This window comes from Streptomyces sp. NPDC028331 (assembly GCF_055565775.1).
Window position 1 is genome coordinate 196,483 of sequence record NZ_JBVHTR010000010.1, and the last position, 23,906, is coordinate 220,388.

The window sequence follows — 23,906 nt, forward strand, 5'->3', positions numbered from 1 at the left end:
CGGGCGCGCCGGCGGCCGGCCACTGCCTCCTTCAGTCCTTCACTCGACCATCGCCATCTCACGGGGCGTGTTGTTCAGGCGGCGTCCGCCGTCCTCGGTCACCGTCACGATGTCCTCGATGCGGACGCCGAAGCGGCCGGGCAGATACACACCGGGTTCCACGGAGAAGCACATGCCGGGGACGAGGGGCTGCTCCTCACCCTCGATCATGTACGGCGGCTCGTGCGTGGTGACGCCGATGCCGTGCCCGGTGCGGTGGACGAAGTACTCCCCGTACCCGGCGTCGGCGATGACCGCGCGGGCCGCCCGGTCGACGTCCTGGCAGGCCGCACCGGGCCTGACCGCGCGGAAGCCCGCCTCCTGGGCGGCGCGCACCAGGTCGTGCACCCGGCGCTCCTCGTCGGTGGGTTCGCCGACGTGGACGGTGCGGGTGGTGTCGGAGCCGTAGCCGTGCTTGAGGCCGCCGAAGTCGAGGACGACCATGTCGCCGCGTTCGATGACGCGCTCCCCGGCCTCGTGGTGCGGGTTGGCGCCGTTGGGGCCGGAGGCGACGATGGTGAAGTCGACCTGGGAATGGCCGAAGTGCCGCAGCAGATCGGCGAGGTCCGCGGCGACCTCGCGCTCCCGGCGCCCGGCGAAGGGCACCTTCCGGATCTCCTCGTAGGCCGCGTCCGCGGCGGCGCCCGCGGCGGCCAGCCGGTCGAGCTCCGCGGCGTCCTTGACCGCCCGCAGCATCGGCAGGGCCCGGGTGAGCGCCACGTGGCCGGCGTCGGGCAGCCGTTCACGCAGGCCGAGCAGGTGCAGGGCCCAGGCGTTGTCGCTGATGCCGTAGCGGCCGTCGGCGGTCAGCAGGGAGGCGGCCGCCTCGTAGGGGTCCTTGCCGTCGGTCCAGTCGCGCAGCGTCAGGGCGGACCCGCCGGGCGCCCGGGCGGCGTCGGGCGCCTCCAGGGTGGGCACGACGAGGACGGGGTCGTGCCCGGCGCGCAGGACCAGCAGGGTGAGGCGTTCGGTCTCCACCGGGCGGTATCCCGTCAGCCACACCAGGTCGGGTCCGGGCGCGACGAGGACCCCGTCGAGCCCGGCCTCGGCGGCGGCGCCGGCGGCGCGCCGCATGCGGGCCGCGTAGTCCTCGGCGGTGAAGGGCGCGGGACCGCCCGTGTCGGGCGATGCGGGCGTGCCGGTCATCCACAACCTCCGCTGGTCCGGGTCCTGGCAGGGTCCACGGGCAGCATCCTGCCCCTCCGCAGGGGCGGACGCGAGCCCATTGCGACCATGACGGCCCGCGGACCGGATCACCCGCCCGCGCACCGGGTCACCCCGCGGCGTGCGCCGCGGGCGCGAGCAGCCGCTCGGCCAGTGTCGCCGCGGCTCCCCTCAGTCCCCGGCCGTGGACGAGTTCCGTGCGGTGGACCACGCGGGGTGCCGTGAGCGGGACGGCGACCGTGCCCGGTACGCCGTCGGCAGCCGAGCGCGGCAGGACCGCGAGGCCGTGGCCGGCGGCCGCGAGCCCCGTGAGGGTCCGCAGATCGGTGCCCTCCTGGCGCAGGGCCGGCCGGAAGCCCGTGCCGCCGGCCACGGCTCGCAGTCGGTCCAGCGGTAGGCCCGCGTCGGGGGCGTCCAGCCAGCGGGCGTCGGCCAGGTCGCCGAGCCGGAGCCCGGCCCGCCGGGCGAGCGGATGGCCGCACGGCAGCAGGACGCAGACGGGCTCCTCGCCGGCGCTCCCGGTCACGAGCGGCGCCACGTCGGGCAGCCGCAGCGGATCACTGGGCGCGGCCAGGCCGTCCACGAGCCCGAGGTCCGCGCCGCCGGTGGCGACCGCGGCGGGGATCTCCTCCCGGGGGAGCACCCTCAGGGTGACGCCCGCGGCGGGCAGCGCGGTCAGGACGCGTGGCCCGAGCGCGGTCGGCGTCGCCGCGAGCGTCACGCCGAGGGTGGGCGCGGCCGCCATCCGCGTGACGTCGGACCGGGCCGCCTCCAGGCGCAGCAGCAGCGGACCGGCGTGTTCCAGGAGCCGTTCACCCGCCGCTGTGGGGGCGACCGGGCGCCGGGTCAGCAGCGGGGCGCCGAGGTCCTGTTCGAGCGCGGCGATGTGCTGCGAGACCGCGGACTGGGTGTAGCGGAGTTCGCGGGCCGCCTCGGAGAAGGACGCGAGCCGGGCGACGGTGACGTAGGTGCGCAGGAGGTGCGGGTCCATGGGCTCCAGCATGTCCGATGACATCAGCGTCGCTTATCGAGCGTGCAGGAATCATCGTTGGACGTGAACGACGCGGCGGGTCGAGCATGGCCGCCATGACATACGACGCGACGCACACCGCCCGTCTCGCCCTGGTCGCGGACCGCTCCCCCGCCGTGGTCTCGCACACGCGCATCCCCCTGCTGCTGGAGGCGCTCGCCGGGCGCGACCGGCTCGTCCTCGACGCCTACTGGATCCCCTCCGAGGAGGCCGCGGACGAGGGCGCCGTGCGCGGGTTCGACGCCGTCTGGGTGCTGCCGGGCAGTCCGTACCGGAGCGAGGCCGGGGTCCTCGCCGCGATCCGCACCGCGCGTGAGGAGGGCATCCCGTTCCTCGGCACGTGCGGCGGCTTCCAGCACGCGCTGCTGGAGTACGCCCGCACCGTGTGCGGTCTGCCCCGGGTGGCGCACGCGGAGAACGACCCGCATGCCGACGACCTCCTCATCGAGCCGCTGGCCTGCTCCCTGGTGGGCCACGAGGCGGCGGTCCACGTCGTCCCGGACTCGCTGGCCCACACGGTGATCGGCTCCCCGCGGACCGTCGAACGGTACTACTGCGCGTACGGCCCCTCCCGGCACCTGGACACACTGCAGGCGCACGGGCTGCGGTTCAGCGGACACGACGAGGACGGGCAGGTGCGGATCGCCGAACTGCCCGGCCATCCCTTCTTCCTGGCGACCCTCTTCCAGCCGGAACTCGCGGGCGACGGCTCGCGCCCGCACCCCGTCGTACGGGCGCTGGCGCACGCCGCGGTGGAGCACGCCGGGCGGCGCGCACGGGTGCAGCCCGTGTGACCACCGGTCCGGGCGCGGCGGACCGTCGGCCCGTGTGGCCGTCGTGTCCGCCGGGCCCGGCGGCGTGTCAGCGGGTCGCCGGCGCCCGCAGGGTGACGGCCGAGGCCAGGTCCGGGACGAAGCCGTGGAAGCGGCGGGCCAGATCGGCGGCGCCGTAGCGGTGGCAGTCGCGGTGCCAGTTCAGGATGGCCGCCATGTAGTTGCGCAGGTCCGCCACATAGCCGTCCATGGCCTCGCGTGCCTCCTCCGAGAGGGCGAAGTCCTCGAACAGCACCGGGAGTTCACGGGCGGCCACATGCTGGAACTGCTCCATGCGCTGGTTCATCAGGTCGCCCACGATGCGTACCGCCGTCGGGTGGTCGCAGCCGAAGAAGTGCTGCACCACGAGGAGCGCGTTGTGGATCTCGCCCTCGTACTGGATCTCCTTCTGGTACGAGAAGACGTCGTTGACGAGCATCGCGTAGTCGACGGCCGCGTTCTCCAGCGCGCGGACCGTGCCGCTGCGGTACACCTCGGGCGGGACCGCGGGGCCGTGGCCGAGGCGGCACAGGTTCTTGGTGAGGTCGGCACCGAAGGTGGCGCGGCGCATCTCCAGGTAGTCGACGGGGTCGGGGATGCGGTTCTGGAGCTGGTTGGACAGCTCCCACAGCCAGCTCACGGTCATGTCGTCCACGGCGGCGCGCAGCGATCGCCGCTGCTCACGGGTCATCCCGGCCGTGGTGCGCGCCCACAGGTCGATCAGCCCCCGTTCCAGCCCGTTCACGGGGACGGGGAGCTCCTCGCCGTCGAGGGGCATGCACGACGACAGCCGCTCGGTGCACAGCCTGGCCGCGGCGAGATCGCGGCGGTGGCCGAAGACGAGCGGGTAGTAGTCGTCGCCGTAGGTGCCCCAGGCCAGCCACGCGGAGCTGAGGTCGAGCGCCTCGGGGGTCGCGTCCGGGTCGAGCCCCGCCGCGCAGAGCGGGAGGTCGTACGCGGCCAGCTTGTCCTCGTCCCAGACGCCCTCCTGGAGCATGCCCATGCGGTGCATCCACGGGGTCAGCCGGCTGCGGGCGCCGTCCAGGTGGGGGCTGAGCTCCACCTGGTACGGCATGTGGAGGTCGGGGATCCGTGACGGGCCCACCTCCTGGAAGGGACGGTGGGTGTACGCCCGCAGGCGCTCCGCGCCGGCGTCGGCGAGCAGGCCGCGCAGGTCGGCGGCGGAGGTGCCGGGGTGGGAGAGGCCGAGGGGCCGCCGCCGGGCGCGGGCCTTCTCGTTCATGTACCGGCTGGAGCGCATGTGCCATTCGTGGCCGCCGGACTGCCAGTCCTGCAGCCCCTTCGCGTACGCCGCGACGGCGGCGAGCTCGTCCGGGGCGAGGCCCTTGTCCAGGGCCAGGGCGGGGACTTCGGTGAACGCGGTGTGCTCGAACTGGTGCAGGCGTGAGGTGAGGATGTCGTTGACGGCCTCGGCCGCCTGCTGGGTGGTGCAGCCGAAGAAGGTCTCCAGGACCAGGACGCCGTTGCTGTTCTCGCCCTCCTCCTCGACCTCGCGCTGGTAGGAGAAGAGATCGTTGCGCAGGTGGACCGCGTCGGCGAACGTCTCCATGAGCACGCGCAGCGGGCGGGAGCCAGCCACCCGGTCGGGCACCTCGGCGGTGGCGTACTCGACGAGTCCCGCGGACCAGGGGGCGCCGCCCACCTTGCGGCGCATCTCGATGTACTCGACGGGGTTGGCGATCCGCCCTTCGTTGATGTTGGACAGCTCCCACAGGGACTCGTTGAGCAGGTGCTCGGTGGCGACGGCGAACCGCCTGCGCCAGTCGGGGGACATGGACGGCACCGTGCGCGCCCACAGGTCGGCCAGGCCCGCCTCCACCGGGTTCTCCGGCTCCGGAACCGGGGCGGTGAGGTCCAGGGGCATGAACAGCGGGAGGCGGTCCAGATACGCTTTGCCGCCCTCGCGGTCCTGGGTGCGTTTGAAGGTCTCCAGGAAGTGGTCGTCGAAGAAGAACACCCACACGTACCAGTCGGTGATCAGGGAGAGGGCCGGGGCGTCGCAGTCGGGGTGGGTGTAGGCGCACAGCAGTCCGTAGTCGTGCGCGTCGAGGTCGGACTGCTCCCAGATGCCGGAGCCCTCCAGCATGCCCATGGCGCGGGCCCACTCCGTGGAGTGGGCGCGGGCCTCGTCGACATGCGGGTTCAGGCGTGCCGGGTACGGCATGTAGAAGTGCGGGAGGTCGAACGGCTGCGTCATGGCCGGGTCCTGCCCGGGCGCCGGGCGGGGCATCCACCGGGCGACGGTTGATCACACCATCGCGTCACCTTCACGGTCGTGTTCGACCGAACTTGTGCAGTCGGTCGAACGCACCGGCGGCGCGTCCAGGGCGCGCCGCCCGTCGGGTCCGTACGGAAAGACGTCCCGCACCGCGCGGATCAGCGTGGGACGGCGTGCCGAGAGCACGCCGTGCGAGAGGAGCCGTCTGCGAGGGTCACGGGTGCGTCAGGCATGGTCCCGGCCTCCGCCGGGGCCGGCCGGGATCCCGGGCGGCAGCTCCACGTCCGAGAAATGCTCCTCGAGCTGCTTGTCGTAGCCGGCCTCGGTCCACACGAACTTCCTGAACTGCTCCGGTGTCAGCAGGCCCCGCCACGGAGTGCCGCCGGGGCAGAACACCGACGCGCACCCGGCGCAGTGGTACGCCGGTCGCCACAGTGCCTCGGCGCGGGGCTCACCGGCGGTGACGAGGGCACGTTCGCGTGCCTCGCGGCGGACCACGACGACCGTCCCGACCAGCAGCAGGACGGCGAGGAGCGATCCACCGGCGGTGTAGAGCGGCTGGTGGTGGCCGATCCCGCCGTAGGCGAGGGCGACGCCCACGCCGGCCAGCAGCAGGCCCTCCAGGCAGTGCACACCGCTGTCGAACCGTGTCGGCGCGCCCGGCGACCGCGCCAGCCGGTCGGCGAGGCCGTCCCGCATGGACGCGTGGTCGGCGCAGACCTCCGGGACCGCCCGCACGGCGGCCGAGCCGCAACCCGGACATTTCACGTCAACCGCCTGAGGGGCGCTCTCCGTTGCCATGGGCCTACGCTAACCGGCGCGTCCGCGTGCCCTCGCGCCGCAGGTGCCCGTCCACTCCGTCTGAACGTGCGGCGCCGCATCCCCGTACTCCCCGGTGCGCCCCCCCGCGCCCGCCGGACCCGACGCGCCTGGAGACACCGGATGCCCGCTCACCGCACCGTCGCCACCGCCGCCGTCGCCCTGGCGGCCACGCTGCTTCCCGCTGCCCCGGCCCTCGCCCACGGTGCGCCCACGGATCCGGTCAGCCGGGTGGTCGCATGCTCGCCCCAGGGCGGTGAGCGGGCACGGTCCGCCGCGTGCCGGGCGGCGATCGCGGCGAACGGCGCCCCGTTCACGGCCTGGGACAACCTGCGGGTGGCCGACGTGAACGGCAGGGACCGGCGGCTGATCCCCGACGGCCGGCTGTGCAGCGGAGGGCTTCCGGCGTACCGGGGCCTGGACCTGGCGCGCTCCGACTGGCCGTCGACCCGGCTGGCACCCGGGGCCACGCTGACGATGACGTACAGCTCGACGATCCCGCACTCGGGCACCTTCAAGTTGTTCCTGACGAAACGGGGCTACGACCCCACCAAGCCGCTGACCTGGTCCGACCTCCCCGCCAAGCCGTTCGCGGAGGTCACGGACCCGCCGCTCAGGGACGGCGCCTACCGGATCAGGGCGACCCTGCCCGCGGACCGTTCGGGGCACCACGTGCTGTACACGATCTGGCAGAACTCCAGCACGACGGACACCTACTACTCGTGTTCCGACGTGGTGTTCGCCGCGTCCGGCACCGCGGGCACCGCCGCGGGCAAGGGCAGGCCCAGCGGCACGCCGGCCCCGTCGCCGAGCACCCCGGCTGCCACCGCGCCCGGCACTCCGGCGAACGCCGCGCCCGGTACCCCGGCCGCGGCCACCGCGCCCCGTGCGGACGGCGGCCCCTCCATGCCGCTGCTGGCGGGCGGCGCCGCGGCGGCCGCACTGCTGGTGGGGGGCGCGGCACTCGCCCTGCTGCGCCGCCGGCGCGGCTGAGACGGCCGTTTCCGGTCCCGCCGGAGACCGGAAACGGCCGTCGGCCGAGGGCGGGTCAGTTCACGGAGACGATCGGGCTGCCGGCCTGGCTGGTGTCGGTGACCGGGGCGTACCTGGCCGTGAAGTAGCCGTTGGCGAAGCACAGCGACGAGCCGGAGGACTTGGTGAAGTGCTGGCTGGTGAACGCGATGCTGTTGTCGGTGTTGCTCGCCGTGCCGGTCAGGCTCGGGGCCTGGTAGACGCAGGTGATCGAGCCGAGCAGGGTGCGCAGCTTCACCGTGGTCTGGATCGTGGAACCGGCCGCCGGGGTGACGGAGACGGTGCCGTCGGAGGCGACCTTGGTGGTGTAGGGCAGGTTGTCGACGGTGATGCTGCTGACGCCGAGGACGCCGGTGACGTTGGTGGTGCAGCTGCTGCTGTCGAAGCTGTGACCGGTGAGCGACTCGGTGGCGGTGCCGGGGGCGGCCGGGTTGTCGGTGACGGTCGCGGTGAACGTCGACGAGGTGCAGGAGACGCCGCTGGTGCCGGTGGCGCTGGAGTAGAGCGTGGCCGTGGTGCCACTGGCGAGCGATGCGTTGAGGACGTCGCCGACCGAGACGGCGGTGCCGCCCGCGCCGCCGGTGGTGAGCACCGCGCCGTCGGCGGAGGCGGGGGACGACGTGGCCAGGGCGAGGGCCGCGACGGCGCCGGCGACGGCGAGCAGGGATCGGGTGGTGCGCATGGGTGCCTCTTCTCGGAAGTGGGGGGCTGTGCGGGTGGGTGCCGCTGCCGTCCCGTCACGCCTTCTCCGTACGTGACGGGAGGGCAGCGGCGGCCGGGCCACCGGACGGTCCGCGGACAGGGGGAAGCGGCCGTGCCGGTGACGCGGAGGGGTGAGCGGATCGCGGGTGGATGTGAAGGATCCGTGCGGTGCACCGCGCGTGCGGGGGTGTCACAACACGCCCCAGGAGACAGGGGCCGGGAGGGTGACGTGCACCGTGCGACGGATCCGGCGCCACGGATCCGTGGGAAAACAGGGGATGTTGTAGACCTGATGGGTCGTCAACGTCAATAGTTCGCACAGAAGTTGGCGTAGTGACATGCGGCGGCGCAGGTGGGCCCCGGTAGGCCGGGGGGCCGGGACGCCCCGGCCGCTCACCCGTGTCACACAATCGACACGCTATGGCCACAACTCCCTTGACCCAGAGATGTAACCCCCGGTAACTTCTCGGTAGGCCACTGCCGCGCCACGAGCAAGCCCTTGCACACGCCGGGAGGTGTGAGGAGGCGTGCGCGGCAGGAGCTGTCCGCGCCAGGACACCGTGCCGGTGAAGCCCTATTCGCATTGACCATGCCCAGGAGCAGACATGGCTTCGTCCTCGGACGTCACGGCGTCCCCCGGTTCCATCCCCGAGCCCCCGGAAAGCGGTTCCGCCGGCGACGGGTCCCCCGGAAGACGCGGGCGGGTCCGCCTGCGCCGCGCCGCGGTGATGGCGCTGCCTGCCACCGCGATAGCCGCCGGTCTGGCGATCATGACCGCCCAGGGAGCGCTGGGGGTGCAGTTCTACATCTCCGGCATGCCCTTCACGGTCACGGCCACGGACCTGACGGGAACCGGCTTCGAGCAGTTCGGCAACCTCGACAACATGGCGGACGACAGCCCGAACGCCGGCGACACCGGCGGCCAGGTGCTGGTCGTGACCTCCGCGATCAAGGACGCGACGCTCACCAAGCTGTGCCAGAGCGTCGACCTCGGCGGCACCTACCTGAAGATCACCGCGGGCGGCGGCAAGGACAAGGTGACCGCGCACAACCTGACCACCGACTCGACCCAGCTCACGGGCGACGCGGAGTTCCACAAGATCGAAATCGGCAACGACGCCAGCACGCTGAGCAAGGCGGGGGTGAAGGGCAACAAGGGCGTCTTCGGCCAGCAGGCCGACACCGTTCACATCGCCAACCTGCGTCAGACCAACTACTTCACGACCGCGGCCGTGTTCAAGCTGCCCGGCCTCAAGCTCGGCTTCAGCGACTCGGACTGCCCCTGATGGCCGGCCGGGCGAGGACCGCCTTCCGGCGGTGGCGGGCGGGCAGGCCCTTCTGGGGCGGGCTGCTGCTGACACTGGGCGGGGCGGAGGTCCTCCTGACCGAGAAGGCGTCGCTGAAGGTGGTCGTGCACGTCGGCATGCAAGGTGTCGCGGGCTACCTGCTGCCCGTGGTGATGCTGCTCTGCGGTCTGCTGATCCTCTTCAGCCCGGCCCAGCGCCTGTTCTACTCGATCATCGGCGTCCTGGTCTCCCTGGGCACATGGGTCACGTCCAACATGGGCGGTTTCCTGATCGGCCTGCTGCTCGGTGCGGTGGGCAGTTGCCTGGCCTTCGGCTGGCTGCCGGACCAGGAGCCGCGCCGGGGCGTGCTGCGCCGCCGCCGCGACCGGACCCCCACCACCGGCTCGCCCGTGTCCTGACACCTCGCCCCTCGGCGGGCGGCCCCGGTCGCCCCGACCCCCACCGCGGCGGCCCCCGGAGCCCGCCCGCCGAGGCCGCACCGCCGAGCCGGTGCCCCCACGGCCGCCCCTCAGCGTTCCCGCTGCCTCGCGGTCACCGTGAAGCGTGCGCCGTCCGGGTCGGCCAGCACCGCCTCGCCCGCGCCCTCCTCCCACTGCAGGACGGATCCGCCGTGCGCGCGGGCCGCCAGGACGCAGGCCGTGACGTCCTCGACCGTGAAGTGGATCTGCCAGTGCGGGCGGATCGTGGGGTCGGGTGCGGCCTCCACGGCCCCCGAGTGGATCCGCGCCACCACCACTCCGCTGCTGCGCAGCACCACCTCGTCACCGTCGTAGTGCACCTCGCAGCAGCCGGGGCGCGCGGCGGCCCACTCCAGGACCTCGCCGTAGAAGATGGCGGCGTCGAAGGCGTCGCGCGTGTGCAGCCGTATGAAGGTGGGCGCGGCGGCGCGCCACTCCTCCCAGTCCGTGATGAGCGGGCCCTCCCAGATGCCGAACACGGCCCCGTCGCGGTCCGCCAGCAGGGCCGCCCGGCCCGGCGGGAGGGCGAGCGGTCCCACGGCCGTCGTCCCGCCGCGCTCCCGGCAGCGGGCCGCGGCGTCGTCGGCGCTGTCGACCGCGAAGTACACGGTCCAGGCCACCGCCATCTGCCACATCGAGGCCACGGCGGCGATCCCGGCCACGGGCACCCCGTCCGCGAGCGCCACCCGGAACCGGTCGCCGAGGCTGTTGGGCCGCCACTTCCAGCCGAACACGGCCTGATAGAACCCCTCCGCGCCCTCCAGGTCGCGCGTGGCCAGACTCACCCAGCACGGTGCGCCGTACACCGAGTGACTGGTTACTTCCCCCTTGCCGCGTGTCTCGTTGTTCGCCATGGACCACACCGCCCGGTTCCGAGGGGAGGCGCCGGGCACCTCCTGCTTCGTTCGCTGAGGGCCTCCGGGTACCCCGATCACACCCTTGCAAGGATGCGCCACCGAGCGCCGGGTTTCATCCCGAGACGGGGCGGTCGTGGCGCCTGAGGCCCGGAACCGCCTCAGGCGCCCACACCCAGCGACCAGTGCGGGGTGCTGCCGACCAGGCGGCAGGCGAGGAAGTACAGCGGGATGGGGGGCGTGTACGCACAGTCACCGTCCGGGCGGTGGATCAGCCGGGGGCGGCCGGGGCGCGGACCGCTCCAGGAGGGGTCGCGGCGGTGTGCGTCGGCCGCCGCGCCCGGCCCCACGCGCGCGTCGACGGCGTAGCTCGTCGTCGGCGGCCAGGTGATCCCTATGTCGGAGCCGGACGGAACGATCCACCACCAGCGCAGGTCGTCGGCGAAGACGCAGCCGACGCGCGGCAGGCATTTCATGATCCGTTCCCCGTGGTACCCGGGGATGCCCACGGCGTCGTAGCCGAGGGCGGCGGTCAGCTCCCCGGGGAGGGGCAGGCGGTCGGGCGGGTGGGCGGTGTGCGGGGGCGAAGGCGGGGAGGGGATCGGACGGGACAGCGGGTCAAAGACGTGCGGTCGTTCCATCGGGTACTGGTCCTTCGGCCGGGTGGGGGGCGGGCCTGAGGGCGGGCGGGAGCGGGGGCGGACCGGCGGTGACGGCCTCACCGGGTTCCGGTGCCAGTTCCGCCCAGACGATGCGGCCGGAGCCGTCCGGGGCGTCCCGGACGCCCCAGTCGCCGCTGAGCATGCCGACCAGCATCAGCCCGCGGCCGCCCTGGTCGTCCGGCCCGGGTCGGCGCCGGGTCGGGAGCGTGCCGCCGCGGTTCTCGTCCTCGACCTCGATGTGCAGCCGGTGGCCGTCGGTGCGGATCCGGCAGACGATCCGGTCGCCGGCACTGTGCTTGACCGCGTTGGTGACCAGCTCCGAGGTCACCAGCACGGCGTCGTCGATCGTGTCGTCCCCGGTGCCCCAGCGGCCGAGCAGCCGCCGGACGCTGCTGCGGGCCAGGCCGACGGAGGCGGGGACCGCCGGGAGGTCGAGGACACCGGTTCTCGGGTGTGCCGTGCCCGTGGGCATCCGGCCCACGGACTGGGGGAGGGAGGGCGGAGCCATCGCCGTTCGCCTTTCGTCTGCCTGGGAACCTGGCCGGTCCCCACCGCCTTCCGGTCACGGCGCGATCCGCACTTCGCGCCACAGGCGCCGAGCCAGCCCCGTCTCCCCCAACTGAGCTGTTCACCACCATGGTTCACCGTCCTGAAGCGGTAGGAACACTGTGGCACCTGGCAACAACGCACCGCAACCGGCAAGTTGAAAATTGCAATTCGTGAGGTGCATCCTGCTCCGGCCGGCGGAAGATCGTGACAGACTGCGACCGTGCATCCCGTGTGAGGGGGTAGGCGTGACCGCGGAAACCGACTGGGGCGGCGCCCCCACCGTTCTGCGCATGATCCTCGGACGGCAGCTCGAAGAGCTGCGCTCACGGGCCGGTCTGACGTTCGAGCAGGCCGCCGAGGCGATCGGGGTGAGCCACTCCACGATCCGCCGCATGGAGGCCGCCAAGGTGGCCCGGCTGCGGATCGCCGACGTCGAGAAGCTGCTGCAGACGTACGGCGTCACGGACCAGCAGGAGATCGACACGTTCCTGAAGTCGGTCCGCGAGGCCAACAAGCGCGGCTGGTGGCACACCTACCGCGATGTGCTGCCGGACTGGTTCGCCGCCTACCTCAGCCTGGAGCAGGCCGCCCTGCAGATCCGCGCGTACGAGGCCGAGTTCGTGCCCGGGCTGCTGCAGACGGAGGACTACGCGCGGGCCCTGCTGAGCGCCGGCAACCCGCACGCACCGGCCGAGGCGACCGAGCGCCGGGTGGCGCTGCGCATGCGGCGGCAGGAGCTGCTGTCGCGGCCCGCGCCGCCGCGCGTGTGGGTGGTGATGGACGAGACGGTGCTGCGCTGGCCGGTCGGCGGCCCGAAGGTGATGCGCGCCCAGATCGACCACCTGATCGCCATGAACGCGCTCCCCCATGTCACCTTGCAGGTCATGCCGTTCGCCAACGGCCCGCACCCGGCGATGCGGGCCGGTGCCTTCCATCTGTTCCGGTTCCGGGCGCCCGAGTTGCCGGACATCGTCTACCTGAGCGGTCTCGTGGGCGCCGTCTACCTGGACAAGGCGGACGACGTCGTGGTCTACCGCGAGGCCCTGGACCGGTTGGGCGCGCAGTCCGCGCCCGCGAAGAAGACCGAGGCAGTCCTCGGCGCGATCCGCAAGGAGTTGTGAGAGTGCACCACCCGATACGCACCTGCATGCCGTCCCACGCCCTGGGCGCCCGCGGCTGGTCCAAGCCCTGGAGCGACGACGCGGGCGGCGCCTGCGTGGAGGCGAAGAAACTGGCCGACGGCAGCGTGGCCCTGCGGCAGTCCACGGACCCGGACGGCCCGGCGCTGGTCCTCAGCCGGACCGAGATGGCGGGACTCCTGGCGAGCCTGAAGGCGGGCGAGGCCGACTTCCTGCTGTGAGGCGCGGCCGCGCGCCGCTGCCGACCCCCTTTTGCCTCCGCCGTCTCCGCGTTCTGCTATCTCTGCGTTCTGCTATCTCTGCGTTCTGCTATCTCTGCGTTCTGCGCGTTCCCCGTGTACCCCCGTGTTCCCCCTAGGCGTCTCTGCGTCCCCCGCAGAGCTCTCTCTCCCACTCCACAACCGAGACCCCGGAACAGGAGGCGGCGTTGTCCGACAACGGATGGCCGGCCGACCGCATCGACACCGAGAGCGCGCACTCGGCGCGCATCTACGACTACATCCTGGGCGGCAAGGACTACTACCCGGCCGACAAGGAGGCGGGCGACGCCATGGCACGGGAGTGGCCCGCCCTGCCCATCCACATGCGCGCCAACCGGGACTGGATGAACCGGGCGGTGCGCTGGCTAGCCGAGGAGGCGGGGATACGCCAGTTCCTGGACATCGGCACCGGCATCCCCACCTCCCCCAACCTGCACGAGATCGCCCAGTCGGTGGCGCCCGAGTCACGGGTGGTGTACGTCGACAACGACCCGATCGTGCTCACCCTGTCCCAGGGGCTGCTGGCCAGCACGCCCGAGGGGAAGACGTCGTACATCGAGGCCGACTTCCGCGACCCGGAGGCCATTCTGGGTGCCCCCGAGTTCCGGGAGACCCTGGACCTCGGCAAGCCGGTCGCCCTCACGGTCATCGCGATCGTCCACTTCATCCTGGACGAGGACGACGCCGTGGGGATCGTACGGCGCCTGCTCGAGCCGCTGCCGTCCGGAAGCTACCTGGCGATGACCATCGGGACCGCCGAGTTCGCGCCCGAGGAGGTGGGCCGGGTGGCACGGGAGTACGCGGCCCGCAACATGCCGATGCGGCTGCGGACGATCGACGAGGCCCACGAGTTCTTCGACGGACTGGAGCTGGTGGAGCCGGGGATCGTGCAGGTGCACAAGTGGCACCCGGACGGCACGGGCGAACAGGGCATTCGGGACGAGGACATCGCGATGTACGGGGCCATCGCCCGTAAGCCGTAGTCACGCACCGTGCCACAGGTGATCTTCGAGGGCGGGGCCGGAGCCGACGGTCCCGCCCGTCCTGCCGGACGGGCGCCGGTTCCGGGCGTCACGGGCTACAACTCCGCGAGCGCGGGCAGCAGTTCGCCCGCCGCCGTCACGTCCGCCGTCAGGGGGCGGTCCTCCGTGCCGTCCGGGAGGGCGGCGTCGGCCGTCGTGAAGGCCGGGACGGCGGGAGGGGCGGGGTGCAGGCGCAACGCCCGTACGGCGACGACCAGTTCCGCGGCCAGGACCGTGCGGTAGGGGTCCACCGCGCGCAGGGCCTGGCGCGCGGCCTGGGAGGCGAAGCTCGCCGCCTCCTCCAGGCCGTGGGACAGCACCGCGTGACCGGCCGACGCGGGGACGGCACAGGAACGCACCTCGGCGAGGGCCGAGTTGGCGGTGTACTCCAGGATCATCGTGCCCGAGCTGCCGGCCGGGCCCGTGGTGAGGTACGCGGGCAGTCCGGTCAGGTCGGGGCGGCCGAGCGCCGCCAGCCGCGCCGCGGACAACTGGGCCGTCTGCAGCAGGGCCAGGCACAGTCCGTCCAGGGCGAGGGCGAGCGGCGCCGCGAAGAAGCCGCCGTGGTGGTGCGCGGTGCCGTCCTCACCGATCAGGGGGTTCTCCGAGGGGCAGTTGACCTCCACCTCGATGATTCCGCGCAGCGCCTGAGCGGCCTCCAGCGCGGCCCCGTGCACCTGCGGGAAGGCGCGGAAGCCGTACGGGTCCTGGATCCGCCCCTGCGGCCGGGCACCCGGCCGGTCGGGGGCGCCCAGCAGCCGGCGCACCTCCGCGGCGGCTCGGGCGGGGCCCGGGTAGGGCCGTACGGCGTGCACGGGTGCCGCGTACGCCTCCAGGGAGCCGGAGACGGCGGCCAGCGACAGGGCCGCCACGGCGTGCGCGGCGTTCAGCAGGACCGTCAGGTCGTGGCAGGCGAGCGCCGCCTGGCCGAGCGTCAGGGCGTTGCTGCTGAGCAGGGCGAGCGCGTCACCGGGCTTCAGGGTCATGGGCGCGGGCAGGCCGCTGTTCAGGTCGCCTGTCCAAGGGTGTTCGCCGATGAGGGTCAGGCCGGTCTGGGCGAGCGCGGTCAGGTCGCCGGTGCCGAGGCCGCCGTACTCGTGGACGGCGGGGTGGACGCCGAGCCGCAGTGCCTCGGTGAGCGCGGTGACGAAGGCGGGCTGGATGCCGGAGCCGCCCGCGAGCAGTTGGTTGGCGCGCACGGCCAGCATCGCCCGGACCTCGCGTGCCGGGAGCAGGGCGCCCGCGCCGCCCGCGTGGCTGCGCAGCACCCGCAGCCCGTGGCCGCCCTCGTCGTGGGCCGCGACCGGCACCGAGCGGTGCGCGCCGACGCCGGTGCCGCGGCCGTAGAGCCGGCCCGTGCGGGCGAGCCTGTTCGCCGTGCGCCACGAGCGCCGGGCCCGGTCGAGCGCCTCGGGCGCCACGGCGGGCGCGGCGGTGCCGTCGGCGAGGCGGACCACCCCGCCGACGTCCAGGCCGGTGCCGTCCAGGACGACACGGGCCCCGGCCGCGTCATGGGGCGCGGGCACCCGTGTCGGTCCGTCCGTGGTGGTGTCCACGGCGCGGACGTCAGACCAGGCCGGCCGACTTCAGCCAGGCCTTGGCGACGTCGAGCGGGTCCTTGTTCTCGAGCTGCACCTGGGTGTCCAGGTCGAGCAGGGTCGCCGTGTCCAGCTTGGCGGAGACCGCGTTGAGGGCGTCCACTCCCTTCTGGGAGAGCCCGCTCTTGTAGACGAGCGGCTGCACGTTCTCGTACCCGAAGAGGTTCTTCGGGTCCTGCAGGACGACGAACTTCTCCTTGGTGATGGTCGCGTCCGTGGTGAAGATGTCGGCCGCCTGCACGGTGTTCTTCTTCAGCGCCGCCTCGGTCAGCGGGCCGCCCGCGTCCAGCGCCTTGAAGGACTTGAACTCCACGCCGTAGACCGACTTCAGGCCGAGCAGGCCCTGCTGCCGGGTCTGGAACTCCGGGGAGCCGCCGATGACCAGGTCCTTGGCGATGGCCTTGAGGTCCGCGATGGAGGACTTCTCGGTGAGGTTGTACTTCTTCGCCGTGTCCTGGTTGACGGTGACGGAGTCCTTGTCCTGCGCGGGCGCCGGTTCCAGGAGCGTCAGCTTGGGGTCCAGCTTGGCGTTGATGGCGGCCGTGGTGGCGGCGACCGTCTTCGGGGCGGCGTTCTTGTCGAGGTAGGCCAGCAGCGCGCCGTTGTACTCGGGCAGGACGGTGATGGAGCCGTTCTTCAGCAGGCCGTAGGTGGTCTCGCGGCTGCCGATGTTGGGCTTGTAGGCGACCTTGACGCCCTTGGCCTTCAGGGCCTCGCCGTAGATGTCGGCGAGCAGGATGCTCTCGGAGAAGTTGTTGGAGCCGACGACGACCGTGCCGCCGTCCGCCTTGTCCTGCGCGAGCGGGTTCTTGTCCGTGCCGTTGGAGGACGAGGAACACCCCGCGAGCAGTGCCGCCGTGGCGGCGAGTGCGACGGCGGCCGCTCCGGGGAGTCTCCTGCTGGACGTGCTGGTGTTCGCGGTAGAAGTCACGGTTGCCGTTCCGGGCTCGGGTGTCGGGCAGGGCGGGGCAGAGCTGTGCGGGGTGCGGGCACCGCACGATGTCGATCCAATCCAGCAGGTTCTCGGTCAGTCAAGAGCATTCCGATCACCGATCGGCCTCGATCTGTTGCTGGTTGTGAACATTCCGTTGTGAAGGAATGACGCGCGGATGGAGGCGGAACCGGGCGTTCTTCGTAATGGATTCTTGACGTGGGGCCACAGAAAGCGGTCACCAAGAGGCGGTAGTCTCCCCGAAGTTGGCGACGGGCTGCAGTGTGGGCCGACAACGGCGTTCCGGGCCGCCTTGTGCCGTTTCACGCCGACCCCCGAGGGTCTCCCGTGCGCCCCCGGCCGATTCATGACGATCACGTGAAATCCCCGCGCCCGCAGACACCCCCGAAGGAGGCTCGGTGTCCACGAACGATGTGGACGCGCCGGCCCGTCCGGCGCCGCCCCCGGAGGGCGGCCCCCGCGGCTTCGCCGATCGGTGGCCGTTCAGGCGCAAGCTCGACGTCCTCGTCGGCGTACCGCTCGCCGTGGTCGCCGTGCTGCTCGCCTACCTGATCGCGGGACTGGTCGAGGAGTCGAGCGGCGCCGGGTCCGCGGCGCGGCTGGTCCGCGACAGCACGCAGGTGGCGCGGCTGGTCAACGAGGTGGAGGCGGAGCACCAGCAGGCCGTCCTGCTCTCCGTGCGCTACGAGGCGAAGGCGGGCGGCACGGCGTCCTCGCTGGCCGCCTACCGCAGGGCGCAGGCGGCGGTGGACTCCCAGGTGAAGAAGGTGCGCAGCGCCTTCGGCGACCGGCTCCCGGGCACCGAGGCGCAGGCACTCAAGGAGGTCGAGGGCCTCACCAGCCTGCGGCAGACCGTCGAGCAGGGCTACCTGCCCGCCGACAACATCGACCCCGCCTACACAGGCGCCGCCGACGGCCTGATCGACGGTCTCGGCCTGGACCGCGACGAGGCGCTCGCGTCCACGTTCACCGGCAACCTGCTGGACTCGCTGCTCCGCGCCGACGCGGCCCACAGCGCCTTCGAGACCGGGGTGTTCTCGGCGACGACCGGTGACTCCAACGCACTGCTGGAGTTCACCGGCGCGGTCGGCTCCTACGAGCTGTACACCTACCAGGCCGACCGGTTCGCACGGTTCGCCACCGACGAGCAGGCGGACGAGCTGTCCGGGATGGAACACACCGTCGCCCAGCGGGAGATCGCCCAGGCGTACGCGGAGCTCCAGGTGGACGCCGGCGGGCTGCAGGCGGGCACCCCGGCGCAGATCCGGCGGTCGTTCGCGGACGCGCTGAGCGACTACCCGGCCTACCCGCGGCAGGCCGAGAGCCGGCTGCGGATCACCACCTCGCTCATCGGCCAGATCGCCGACCGGGCCGATGACGCCGCCGACAGCGCCAAGTGGCGGGCGGGCCTGCTGCTGGGCCTCGCGCTGATCGGCTTCATCGTCTGGATCGCCCTGTCCGTGCTGGTGCGCCGCTCGGTGGTCCGGCCGGTGCAGGCCCTCACCGGCGCCGCCCGGGAGGTCGCCGACGTGGCCGGGCGGGAGCTGGCCCGGGTGGCCGACGACGACGCCGAGGACGCCGGGCGACCCCGGCTGCGGGAGGTGCCGGTCACCGCGCGGGACGAGATCGGCGACCTCGCCGAGGCGTTCAACCGGGTGCAGACCACCGCGGCGGCGCTGCTGGAGCGGCAGGTGCTCAGCCGGCGCAACGTCGCCGAGATGTTCGGCAACGTGGGACGGCGCGTCAGCAACCTGACCACCCGTCAGCTCGCGTTGATCGACGCGGTGGAGCGCGGCGAGACCGATCCCGCGCTGCTCGAACGGCTCTACTCCATCGACCACATCGCCGTACGACTGCGGCGCAACGCGGACAGTCTGATGCTGCTGGCCGGCATCCGCGAGACGGTCGTGGACGCCGGTCCCACCGCGCTCACCAACGTGGTGCGGGCGGCGCTCGGGCAGATCGAGGGCTTCCAGCGGGTGCGGCTGCGGGCCGAGTCCGAGGTCATGGTGGAGCCCGACGTCATCGGCGACCTGACGCTGATGGTCGCCGAACTCCTGGAGAACGCCGTGTCGTTCTCCCCCGCGGGCAGCCCCGTGGAGGTGACCGTACGGACGGGCGGCGAGGGCGCCGTCATCGACGTCATCGACCACGGCCTGGGCATGAGCGCCGAGCGGCTCGCCGAGGAGAACGCCCGCATGATCCACCGCGAGCGTCTGGACGTGGTGCCGACGAAGGTGCTGGGCCTGTTCGTGGTCGGCGCGCTGGCACGCCGCCGGAAGATCGGGGTGGTGCTGTCCCGCACCCCGGGCGGCGGCGTCACGGCGACCGTGGAGATCCCGTCCTCGCTGCTGCTGACGACGAGCCCGGTGGACCCACGGGAGGCGCCCGCCGCGCACGGGCCGACGACGGGCCCGGCGCCGGCCCGCCCGGCCGGCAAGGCCCGGTCCTCCGTCGCCGCGACACGACCGGGCACGGCAACGGCGGCGACCGCCGTGCGGGGGCCGGAGCCGGCCGCCGCCCCGTCCGGTCCCGCCGGCTCGCCGGCCGCCGAGGCCGGGGACGCACCGGCCGCCGGACGGTCCGCCGCCGAGGCCGACGGGTTCGCGGCCACCGGGCGGCCCGCCGCCCTCCCGGCCCGCGGCAGCGCCGAGGAACGGCCCGGAGCCCTGCCCCGGCGGATCCCCCGGCGCGAGGCGGAGCCCGCGGCCGGGGCGGCGGACACGGGCCCCGCCGACCGCGCGGAGCGGCACGACCGGGCGCACACCCCCGACCGCGCCGACGGCCCCCCGCTCCTCCCCCGCCCCCGTGCCGACGAACCCGGCGCGGGCTCCGGCGACTCCCCCCGCCCCCTGCGCCGACGCGTCCGCGGTGCGACCCTGCGGAGCACCGGCGTTGCGCAGACCGCCGCGACCCGGCAGGCCCCCCGGCCCGCCGACGCCGACCAGGTGCGCGCCGCGCTCGAGGAGTTCGAGGCCGCGGTGGAGCGTGCCCACCGTGACAGCGCCGCCCCGCACGCCACCGATCCTCACGACACGCACCACCAGAACCACCTCCCGGAAGGAGCGGAACAGTGAGTACGTCCACAGGTGATTCTCCGGCCGATCTGCAGGCCGCCGCAGCCGACTTCACCTGGCTGCTCAACCGTTTCGCGACCGAGACCGCGGGTGTCGTGGACGCCATCGCCGTCTCCTCCGACGGGCTGCTCATCGCCGTCTCCGAACTGCGCGAACACGCCGACTCCGAGCGGCTCGCCGCGATCGTCTCCGGCATCACCAGCCTGGCCGCCGGCGCCTCCGGCAACTACGGCCTGGGCGGCCTCAACAAGGTCATCATCGACCTGGAGGGCGGCCACGTCCTGGTCTCGGCGATCGGCAGCGGCGCCGTCCTCGGCGTGGTCACCGGCAAGGAGGCCAAGCTGGGCAACATCGCCTACGAGATGACCCTGTTCGCCAACCGCGCCGGCGCCGCCCTCAGCCCCCAGCTCGTGCTGGAACTGAAGAACAGCGTCGGCGCCGGCTCGACGGGGTGACCGGTCTCCGCCCGGCCGAGGAGGGCGGCGGCAACGACGGCGACCGGGAGCCCGTGGGCCCCGCCTCCGCCGTACGGCCGTTCCTGCTCACCGCCGGCCGGGTGGCGCCCACCGCGTCCGGCCGGCCGGTCCCGGTCGAGACCCAGGTGGTGGCCACCGCCGCGGGCCTCGAGGCCCTCGACCGGCTCTCGTTCGAACAACACGACATCGTCGCCGCCTGCCGCCGTCCGCAGTCCGTCGCGGAGATCGCGGCCCGGCTGCGGCTGCACCTCAACGTGGTCCGGGTGCTCGCCGAGGACCTGCGCGCCGAGGGGCACCTGACGGTGCACGTGCCGCACACCGACGTCACGCACGACGCATCCGTCCTGCGCAGGGTTATCGATGGCCTCCGCGCCATTCCCGACTCCCGGGGGGTACTCCGTGACACCGACTGAACCGGTCGCCGGCGGCACGGTCGCGCGGACCGCCGTACGTCCGCCGCTGCCGGTCAAGATGGTGATCGCGGGCGGCTTCGGGGTGGGCAAGACCACCGCGGTCGGCTCGATCTCCGAGATCGAGCCGCTGACCACCGAAGCCGCCATCACCGAGGTCGCGGCGGGCGTGGACGACCTCACCCACACCCCGCGCAAGACCACCACCACGGTCGCGATGGACTTCGGCTGCATCACCATCGACCCGACCCTGAAGCTGTACCTGTTCGGCACGCCCGGGCAGGAACGGTTCGGCTTCATGTGGGACGACATCGTGGAGGGCGCGGTCGGCGGGCTCGTCATCGTCGACACCCGCCGCCTCGACGACTGCTACGCGGCCGTGGACTACTTCGAGCACAAGGAGATCCCGTTCGCGGTCGCCCTCAACGCCTTCGACGGGAAGGTGGAGTACGACGTCCAGCAGGTCCGCTGGGCCCTCGACGTCTCCGACCACGTCCCGGTCGTCGTGTTCGACGCCCGCGAGCGCGGCTCGGTCCGCGACGCGCTGCTCGTCGTGCTGGAGCTGGCGCTGGCCCGTTCGGAGGGATGACGCCCATGGCGCGGGCCCGGGGAGCCACACGTTCCCCGGGCCCGCGCGTGCCGTTCAGGCGCTTCTGCGCACTCCCGGCGACACCACCGTCCGCGACACCGCCCAGAACACCGTGAGCGTGGCGAGCGCCAGCACGGCGACCAGGGTGGCCCCGCCCACGACCTTCTCGTAGTCGCGCTGGTAGAGCCCGTCCACGATGTAGCGGCCGAGCCCGCCGAGACTGACGTACGCGGCGATGGTGGCCGTCGAGACGATCTGGATGGCCGCCGAGCGCAGGCCGCTGAGGATGAGCGGCAGCGCGACGGGCACCTCGACCTGGAAGAGGATCCTGGGCTCGCTCATGCCCATGCCCCGCGCGGCGTCCACCGGGGACGGGTCGACGGAACGCACGGCCTCGTACGTGGTCACCAGGATCGGCGGCACGGCCAGCACCACCAGCGGGATCATGACCGGCAGCAGCCCGAGGCCGAGCAGCACGAACATCAGGACCAGCAGACCGAAGCTGGGCAGTGCGCGGGCGGCGGTGGCGACGAACGCGAGGACGTTGCCGCCGCGCCCGGTGTGGCCGGTGAGCAGGCCCACCGGCAGTCCGATGGCGGCGGCGACGGCGAGCGCCGTCAGGGAGTACTGGACGTGTTCGAGCAGGCGTTGCGGGATGCCGTCGTAGCCGTGCCAGTGGGCGCTGTCGCTGAAGAAGGCGTTGACGAAGTTCAGGACGTTCACCGGGCCACGTCCTCGAGGGCGAGTGCGGACGGTTCGGGCCGTGCGGCGGCCTTCCGCTTCCTGCCGGTGCCGGGTGGCATCCACGGCGTCACCAGCACGCGTACCAGCACGAGGAGGGCGTCCACGAGGATCGCGAGGACGGCCGTGGTGACCACGGAGTTCACCGCGAGAACGGGCCGGTGGTAGAACATCGCGTCGGCGAGGAGGTTCCCGAGCGCGCCCTGGTTGCCGATGAGGGCGCCCACGCTGACCAGTGAGATGCTCGAGACGGTCGCGACCCTGAGGCCGGCCAGGATGGCGGGCGCGGCGATCGGCAACTGCACCTGGAGGTAACGCCGTACGGGCCCGATGCCCATGGCGGTGGCCGCCGCCAGCGTCTCCTGCGGCACCGAGCGGACGCCGTCCACGATCGCGGGGACCAGGACCACCAGGCTGTACACGGCCAGCGGGATCATCACGGTGAGCTCGCTCTGGCCGGTGTAGTCGATGAGCACGACGAAGAACGCCAGCGACGGGACGGCGTACAGGACCGTCGTCACCCCGAGGACGGGCGGGTAGAGCCAGCGGAACCGCACGCACAACTGGGCGATCGGCAGGGCGGCGACCAGGCCGGCGAGCACCGGCAGCAGGGACTCCCGCAGGTGCAGCCCGATCAGGCCCAGCCAGCTGTGCTGGAGGTCGCTCGGGATGTCGAAGAACCCGTTCATCCGGCGACCTTCGTCTCGCTCAGGCCCGCGGCGTGGGCGCTGCGGATCGCCTCGCCGATGGCCGCCTGCGAGACCACGCCGACCACCCGGCCGGCGTCGTCCACGGCGACGGCCCACCCGGTCGGCGAGAGCACGGCGCCGTCGAGCGCGGCCCGCAGCGAGTCCTTGCCGTGGGCGAACGGCCGCCCGTACGGCAGCAGTCGCTCCGGCGCGATGTCCCCGGCGGTCAGGTCCCCCGCCTCGCTCCAGCCGAGGGGTCTGCCGTCGAGGTCGGTGACCAGCAGGTACGGCACCTCGGGTGTGACCCGGGAGGCGATCTGCTCGGCGGTGGAGTCGACGGCGACGACGGGGGTCTTGTGCAGCTCCAGCGTCTCGGAGGTGAAGAACGACAGCCGCCGGATGCCCCGGTCCGCGCCGAGGAAGTCCTCCACGAACGCGTCGGCGGGGGACGACAGCAGTTCGGCGGGCGGCGCGAACTGGGCGAGCCGCCCGCCGGTGCGCAGAACGGCGACCATGGTGCCGAGCCGGATCGCCTCGTCGATGTCATGGGTGACGAAGACGATGGTCTTGCCCAACTCGTCCTGGATCCGGAGCAGTTCCTCCTGCAGGCCCTTGCGCACGATCGGGTCGACGGCGGAGAACGGCTCGTCCATCAGCAGCACCGGCGGGTCGGCGGCGAGCGCCCGGGCCACGCCGACGCGCTGCTGCTGTCCTCCGGAGAGCTGGTACGGGTACCGCTTGGCGAGGGAGGCGTCGAGCCCGACGCGTTCCATCAGCTCCCGGGCCCGGGAGCGGGCACGGTCCTTGCTCCAGCCGAGCAGCCGGGGCACGGTGGCGATGTTGTCGACGATGGTGCGGTGCGGGAAGAGCCCGGCGTTCTGGATCACGTACCCCATGGACCGGCGCAGGACGTCGACCGGCTGCTCGCCGATGTCGACGCCGTCGAGGGTGATCGTGCCCTCGCTCGGCTCGACCATCCGGTTGATCATGCGCAGGGTCGTGGTCTTGCCGCAGCCCGAGGGGCCGACGAGGACGGTGATCGCGTGGTCGGGTATCTCCAGAGACAGCCTGTCGACCGCCACCGTGCCGTCCGGATACCGCTTCGTGACTGAATCTATCCGTATCAAAACGCCGAATGCCCTTCGGATGTGGCAGGAGCGGCCTCAGGGGTCCTTGCACTGTGCCCGCCCGGGTCGGGCGCTCATCGTGCGAGGACCCCTCGACCCGGCCGATGTCGCACGGGCCGTTGCGGGGAGAGTGTAGACGGCGTGTGTTGCGGCACCATG

Annotated in this window: 24 protein-coding genes; 11 read left to right on the forward strand and 13 right to left on the reverse strand. The window is 72.9% G+C overall.

Annotated features, from left to right (window positions below; genetic code table 11):
- Positions 1 to 39: 39 nt before the first annotated feature.
- Positions 40 to 1,185: an aminopeptidase P family protein gene (locus ACZ4SW_RS17385; protein WP_468243570.1), complete on the reverse strand. Its 1,146-nt coding sequence runs from the start codon at positions 1,183 to 1,185 to the stop codon at positions 40 to 42.
- A 127-nt stretch (positions 1,186 to 1,312) separates the two neighbouring features.
- A complete protein-coding gene (locus ACZ4SW_RS17390) occupies positions 1,313 to 2,194 on the reverse strand; it encodes a LysR family transcriptional regulator (protein ID WP_468243572.1) in 882 nt (293 codons plus the stop codon).
- Between the two features lie 95 nt (positions 2,195 to 2,289).
- Here ACZ4SW_RS17390 and ACZ4SW_RS17395 point away from each other — a divergent pair, with 95 nt between their 5' ends.
- The gene (locus ACZ4SW_RS17395) at positions 2,290 to 3,027 is read left to right on the forward strand and encodes a CTP synthase C-terminal region-related (seleno)protein (RefSeq protein WP_468243575.1); all 738 of its coding nucleotides are present in this window, start codon (positions 2,290 to 2,292) and stop codon (positions 3,025 to 3,027) included.
- Between the two features lie 67 nt (positions 3,028 to 3,094).
- Here ACZ4SW_RS17395 and cyc2 read toward each other — a convergent pair whose 3' ends face one another.
- Together cyc2 and ACZ4SW_RS17405 are read right to left on the reverse strand one after the other, a co-directional pair.
- A complete protein-coding gene (gene cyc2 / locus ACZ4SW_RS17400) occupies positions 3,095 to 5,263 on the reverse strand; it encodes a germacradienol/geosmin synthase Cyc2 (protein WP_468243577.1) in 2,169 nt (722 codons plus the stop codon).
- Between the two features lie 246 nt (positions 5,264 to 5,509).
- Positions 5,510 to 6,052, reverse strand: coding sequence for a hypothetical protein (locus ACZ4SW_RS17405; protein ID WP_468243580.1), 543 nt, complete (start codon positions 6,050 to 6,052; stop codon positions 5,510 to 5,512).
- A 174-nt stretch (positions 6,053 to 6,226) separates the two neighbouring features.
- Between ACZ4SW_RS17405 and ACZ4SW_RS17410 the strand changes: the two genes are divergently transcribed.
- Positions 6,227 to 7,096, forward strand: coding sequence for a lytic polysaccharide monooxygenase auxiliary activity family 9 protein (locus tag ACZ4SW_RS17410; RefSeq protein ID WP_468243582.1), 870 nt, complete (start codon positions 6,227 to 6,229; stop codon positions 7,094 to 7,096).
- A 55-nt stretch (positions 7,097 to 7,151) separates the two neighbouring features.
- Here the strand turns inward: ACZ4SW_RS17410 and ACZ4SW_RS17415 are convergent, their stop codons facing one another.
- Positions 7,152 to 7,817 carry a Tat pathway signal sequence domain protein gene (locus tag ACZ4SW_RS17415; protein WP_468243584.1) on the reverse strand — a complete coding sequence of 222 codons (666 nt, stop codon included), beginning with the start codon at positions 7,815 to 7,817 and terminating at the stop codon, positions 7,152 to 7,154.
- 625 nt (positions 7,818 to 8,442) lie between these two features.
- Here ACZ4SW_RS17415 and ACZ4SW_RS17420 point away from each other — a divergent pair.
- Positions 8,443 to 9,123, forward strand: a complete 681-nt coding sequence (locus tag ACZ4SW_RS17420; protein WP_468243586.1) for a DUF6230 family protein — start codon at positions 8,443 to 8,445, stop codon at positions 9,121 to 9,123.
- Positions 9,123 to 9,542, forward strand: coding sequence for a DUF6114 domain-containing protein (locus ACZ4SW_RS17425; protein ID WP_468243589.1), 420 nt, complete (start codon positions 9,123 to 9,125; stop codon positions 9,540 to 9,542). The genes ACZ4SW_RS17420 and ACZ4SW_RS17425 overlap by 1 nt, the downstream gene beginning before the upstream one ends.
- 110 nt (positions 9,543 to 9,652) lie before the next feature.
- Here the strand turns inward: ACZ4SW_RS17425 and ACZ4SW_RS17430 are convergent, their stop codons facing one another.
- From ACZ4SW_RS17430 to ACZ4SW_RS17440, 3 genes are all read right to left on the reverse strand, one after another.
- Complete coding sequence (locus ACZ4SW_RS17430) at positions 9,653 to 10,456, reverse strand: VOC family protein (protein ID WP_468243591.1); 804 nt, start codon at positions 10,454 to 10,456, stop codon at positions 9,653 to 9,655.
- Positions 10,457 to 10,617: 161 nt separating this feature from the next.
- Entirely contained in the window at positions 10,618 to 11,097 is a 480-nt protein-coding gene (locus tag ACZ4SW_RS17435) for a hypothetical protein (protein ID WP_468243594.1), read from the reverse strand.
- Positions 11,075 to 11,626 carry an ATP-binding protein gene (locus ACZ4SW_RS17440; RefSeq protein ID WP_468243596.1) on the reverse strand — a complete coding sequence of 184 codons (552 nt, stop codon included), beginning with the start codon at positions 11,624 to 11,626 and terminating at the stop codon, positions 11,075 to 11,077. The genes ACZ4SW_RS17435 and ACZ4SW_RS17440 overlap by 23 nt, the downstream gene beginning before the upstream one ends.
- Before the next feature lie 286 nt (positions 11,627 to 11,912).
- Between ACZ4SW_RS17440 and ACZ4SW_RS17445 the strand changes: the two genes are divergently transcribed.
- The 3 genes from ACZ4SW_RS17445 to ACZ4SW_RS17455 all read left to right on the forward strand — a co-directional run bounded on the left by ACZ4SW_RS17445 (position 11,913) and on the right by ACZ4SW_RS17455 (position 14,049).
- Positions 11,913 to 12,788: a helix-turn-helix domain-containing protein gene (locus ACZ4SW_RS17445; RefSeq protein ID WP_468243598.1), complete on the forward strand. Its 876-nt coding sequence runs from the start codon at positions 11,913 to 11,915 to the stop codon at positions 12,786 to 12,788.
- Positions 12,789 to 12,814: 26 nt separating this feature from the next.
- The gene (locus tag ACZ4SW_RS17450; RefSeq protein ID WP_468243800.1) at positions 12,815 to 13,027 is read left to right on the forward strand and encodes a DUF397 domain-containing protein; all 213 of its coding nucleotides are present in this window, start codon (positions 12,815 to 12,817) and stop codon (positions 13,025 to 13,027) included.
- Positions 13,028 to 13,233: 206 nt separating this feature from the next.
- Entirely contained in the window at positions 13,234 to 14,049 is an 816-nt protein-coding gene (locus ACZ4SW_RS17455) for an SAM-dependent methyltransferase (protein ID WP_468243601.1), read from the forward strand.
- 95 nt (positions 14,050 to 14,144) lie between these two features.
- Here the strand turns inward: ACZ4SW_RS17455 and ACZ4SW_RS17460 are convergent, their stop codons facing one another.
- On the reverse strand, positions 14,145 to 15,644 hold the full coding sequence (locus tag ACZ4SW_RS17460; protein WP_468243603.1) for an aromatic amino acid ammonia-lyase: 1,500 nt from the start codon (positions 15,642 to 15,644) through the stop codon (positions 14,145 to 14,147).
- A gap of 10 nt (positions 15,645 to 15,654) precedes the next feature.
- A complete protein-coding gene (locus ACZ4SW_RS17465; protein ID WP_468243606.1) occupies positions 15,655 to 16,617 on the reverse strand; it encodes an ABC transporter substrate-binding protein in 963 nt (320 codons plus the stop codon).
- A gap of 419 nt (positions 16,618 to 17,036) precedes the next feature.
- Here ACZ4SW_RS17465 and ACZ4SW_RS17470 point away from each other — a divergent pair, with 419 nt between their 5' ends.
- From ACZ4SW_RS17470 to ACZ4SW_RS17485, 4 genes are read left to right on the forward strand one after another with little or no spacing between them, the layout of a single operon-like run.
- Positions 17,037 to 19,715, forward strand: coding sequence for a sensor histidine kinase (locus ACZ4SW_RS17470; RefSeq protein WP_468243608.1), 2,679 nt, complete (start codon positions 17,037 to 17,039; stop codon positions 19,713 to 19,715).
- Positions 19,712 to 20,170 carry a roadblock/LC7 domain-containing protein gene (locus tag ACZ4SW_RS17475; protein ID WP_468243611.1) on the forward strand — a complete coding sequence of 153 codons (459 nt, stop codon included), beginning with the start codon at positions 19,712 to 19,714 and terminating at the stop codon, positions 20,168 to 20,170. Before ACZ4SW_RS17470 ends, ACZ4SW_RS17475 begins: the two co-directional genes overlap by 4 nt.
- Complete coding sequence (locus ACZ4SW_RS17480) at positions 20,167 to 20,604, forward strand: DUF742 domain-containing protein (RefSeq protein WP_468243613.1); 438 nt, start codon at positions 20,167 to 20,169, stop codon at positions 20,602 to 20,604. The genes ACZ4SW_RS17475 and ACZ4SW_RS17480 overlap by 4 nt, the downstream gene beginning before the upstream one ends.
- Positions 20,591 to 21,190 (forward strand): GTP-binding protein, encoded by a 600-nt coding sequence (locus tag ACZ4SW_RS17485; RefSeq protein WP_468243616.1) that lies wholly within the window; start codon positions 20,591 to 20,593, stop codon positions 21,188 to 21,190. Before ACZ4SW_RS17480 ends, ACZ4SW_RS17485 begins: the two co-directional genes overlap by 14 nt.
- A 54-nt stretch (positions 21,191 to 21,244) precedes the next feature.
- Here the strand turns inward: ACZ4SW_RS17485 and ACZ4SW_RS17490 are convergent, their stop codons facing one another.
- From ACZ4SW_RS17490 to ACZ4SW_RS17500, 3 genes are read right to left on the reverse strand one after another with little or no spacing between them, the layout of a single operon-like run.
- The gene (locus ACZ4SW_RS17490; protein ID WP_468243619.1) at positions 21,245 to 21,913 is read right to left on the reverse strand and encodes an ABC transporter permease; all 669 of its coding nucleotides are present in this window, start codon (positions 21,911 to 21,913) and stop codon (positions 21,245 to 21,247) included.
- A complete protein-coding gene (locus ACZ4SW_RS17495) occupies positions 21,910 to 22,620 on the reverse strand; it encodes an ABC transporter permease (protein WP_468243623.1) in 711 nt (236 codons plus the stop codon). Before ACZ4SW_RS17495 ends, ACZ4SW_RS17490 begins: the two co-directional genes overlap by 4 nt.
- The gene (locus tag ACZ4SW_RS17500; protein ID WP_468243625.1) at positions 22,617 to 23,747 is read right to left on the reverse strand and encodes an ABC transporter ATP-binding protein; all 1,131 of its coding nucleotides are present in this window, start codon (positions 23,745 to 23,747) and stop codon (positions 22,617 to 22,619) included. Before ACZ4SW_RS17500 ends, ACZ4SW_RS17495 begins: the two co-directional genes overlap by 4 nt.
- Positions 23,748 to 23,906: the final 159 nt, after the last annotated feature.

Excerpts from the sequence above, each read along its gene's own strand:
- ACZ4SW_RS17385 (WP_468243570.1), bottom strand. The coding sequence starts at position 1,185 with ATGACCGGCACGCCCGCATCGCCCGACACGGGCGGTCCCGCGCCCTTC.
- ACZ4SW_RS17390 (WP_468243572.1), bottom strand. The coding sequence starts at position 2,194 with ATGGACCCGCACCTCCTGCGCACCTACGTCACCGTCGCCCGGCTCGCG.
- ACZ4SW_RS17395 (WP_468243575.1), top strand. The coding sequence starts at position 2,290 with ATGACATACGACGCGACGCACACCGCCCGTCTCGCCCTGGTCGCGGAC.
- cyc2 (WP_468243577.1), bottom strand. The coding sequence starts at position 5,263 with ATGACGCAGCCGTTCGACCTCCCGCACTTCTACATGCCGTACCCGGCA.
- ACZ4SW_RS17410 (WP_468243582.1), top strand. The coding sequence starts at position 6,227 with ATGCCCGCTCACCGCACCGTCGCCACCGCCGCCGTCGCCCTGGCGGCC.
- ACZ4SW_RS17415 (WP_468243584.1), bottom strand. The coding sequence starts at position 7,817 with ATGCGCACCACCCGATCCCTGCTCGCCGTCGCCGGCGCCGTCGCGGCC.
- ACZ4SW_RS17420 (WP_468243586.1), top strand. The coding sequence starts at position 8,443 with ATGGCTTCGTCCTCGGACGTCACGGCGTCCCCCGGTTCCATCCCCGAG.
- ACZ4SW_RS17425 (WP_468243589.1), top strand. The coding sequence starts at position 9,123 with ATGGCCGGCCGGGCGAGGACCGCCTTCCGGCGGTGGCGGGCGGGCAGG.
- ACZ4SW_RS17430 (WP_468243591.1), bottom strand. The coding sequence starts at position 10,456 with ATGGCGAACAACGAGACACGCGGCAAGGGGGAAGTAACCAGTCACTCG.
- ACZ4SW_RS17435 (WP_468243594.1), bottom strand. The coding sequence starts at position 11,097 with ATGGAACGACCGCACGTCTTTGACCCGCTGTCCCGTCCGATCCCCTCC.
- ACZ4SW_RS17440 (WP_468243596.1), bottom strand. The coding sequence starts at position 11,626 with ATGGCTCCGCCCTCCCTCCCCCAGTCCGTGGGCCGGATGCCCACGGGC.
- ACZ4SW_RS17450 (WP_468243800.1), top strand. The coding sequence starts at position 12,815 with ATGCCGTCCCACGCCCTGGGCGCCCGCGGCTGGTCCAAGCCCTGGAGC.
- ACZ4SW_RS17495 (WP_468243623.1), bottom strand. The coding sequence starts at position 22,620 with ATGAACGGGTTCTTCGACATCCCGAGCGACCTCCAGCACAGCTGGCTG.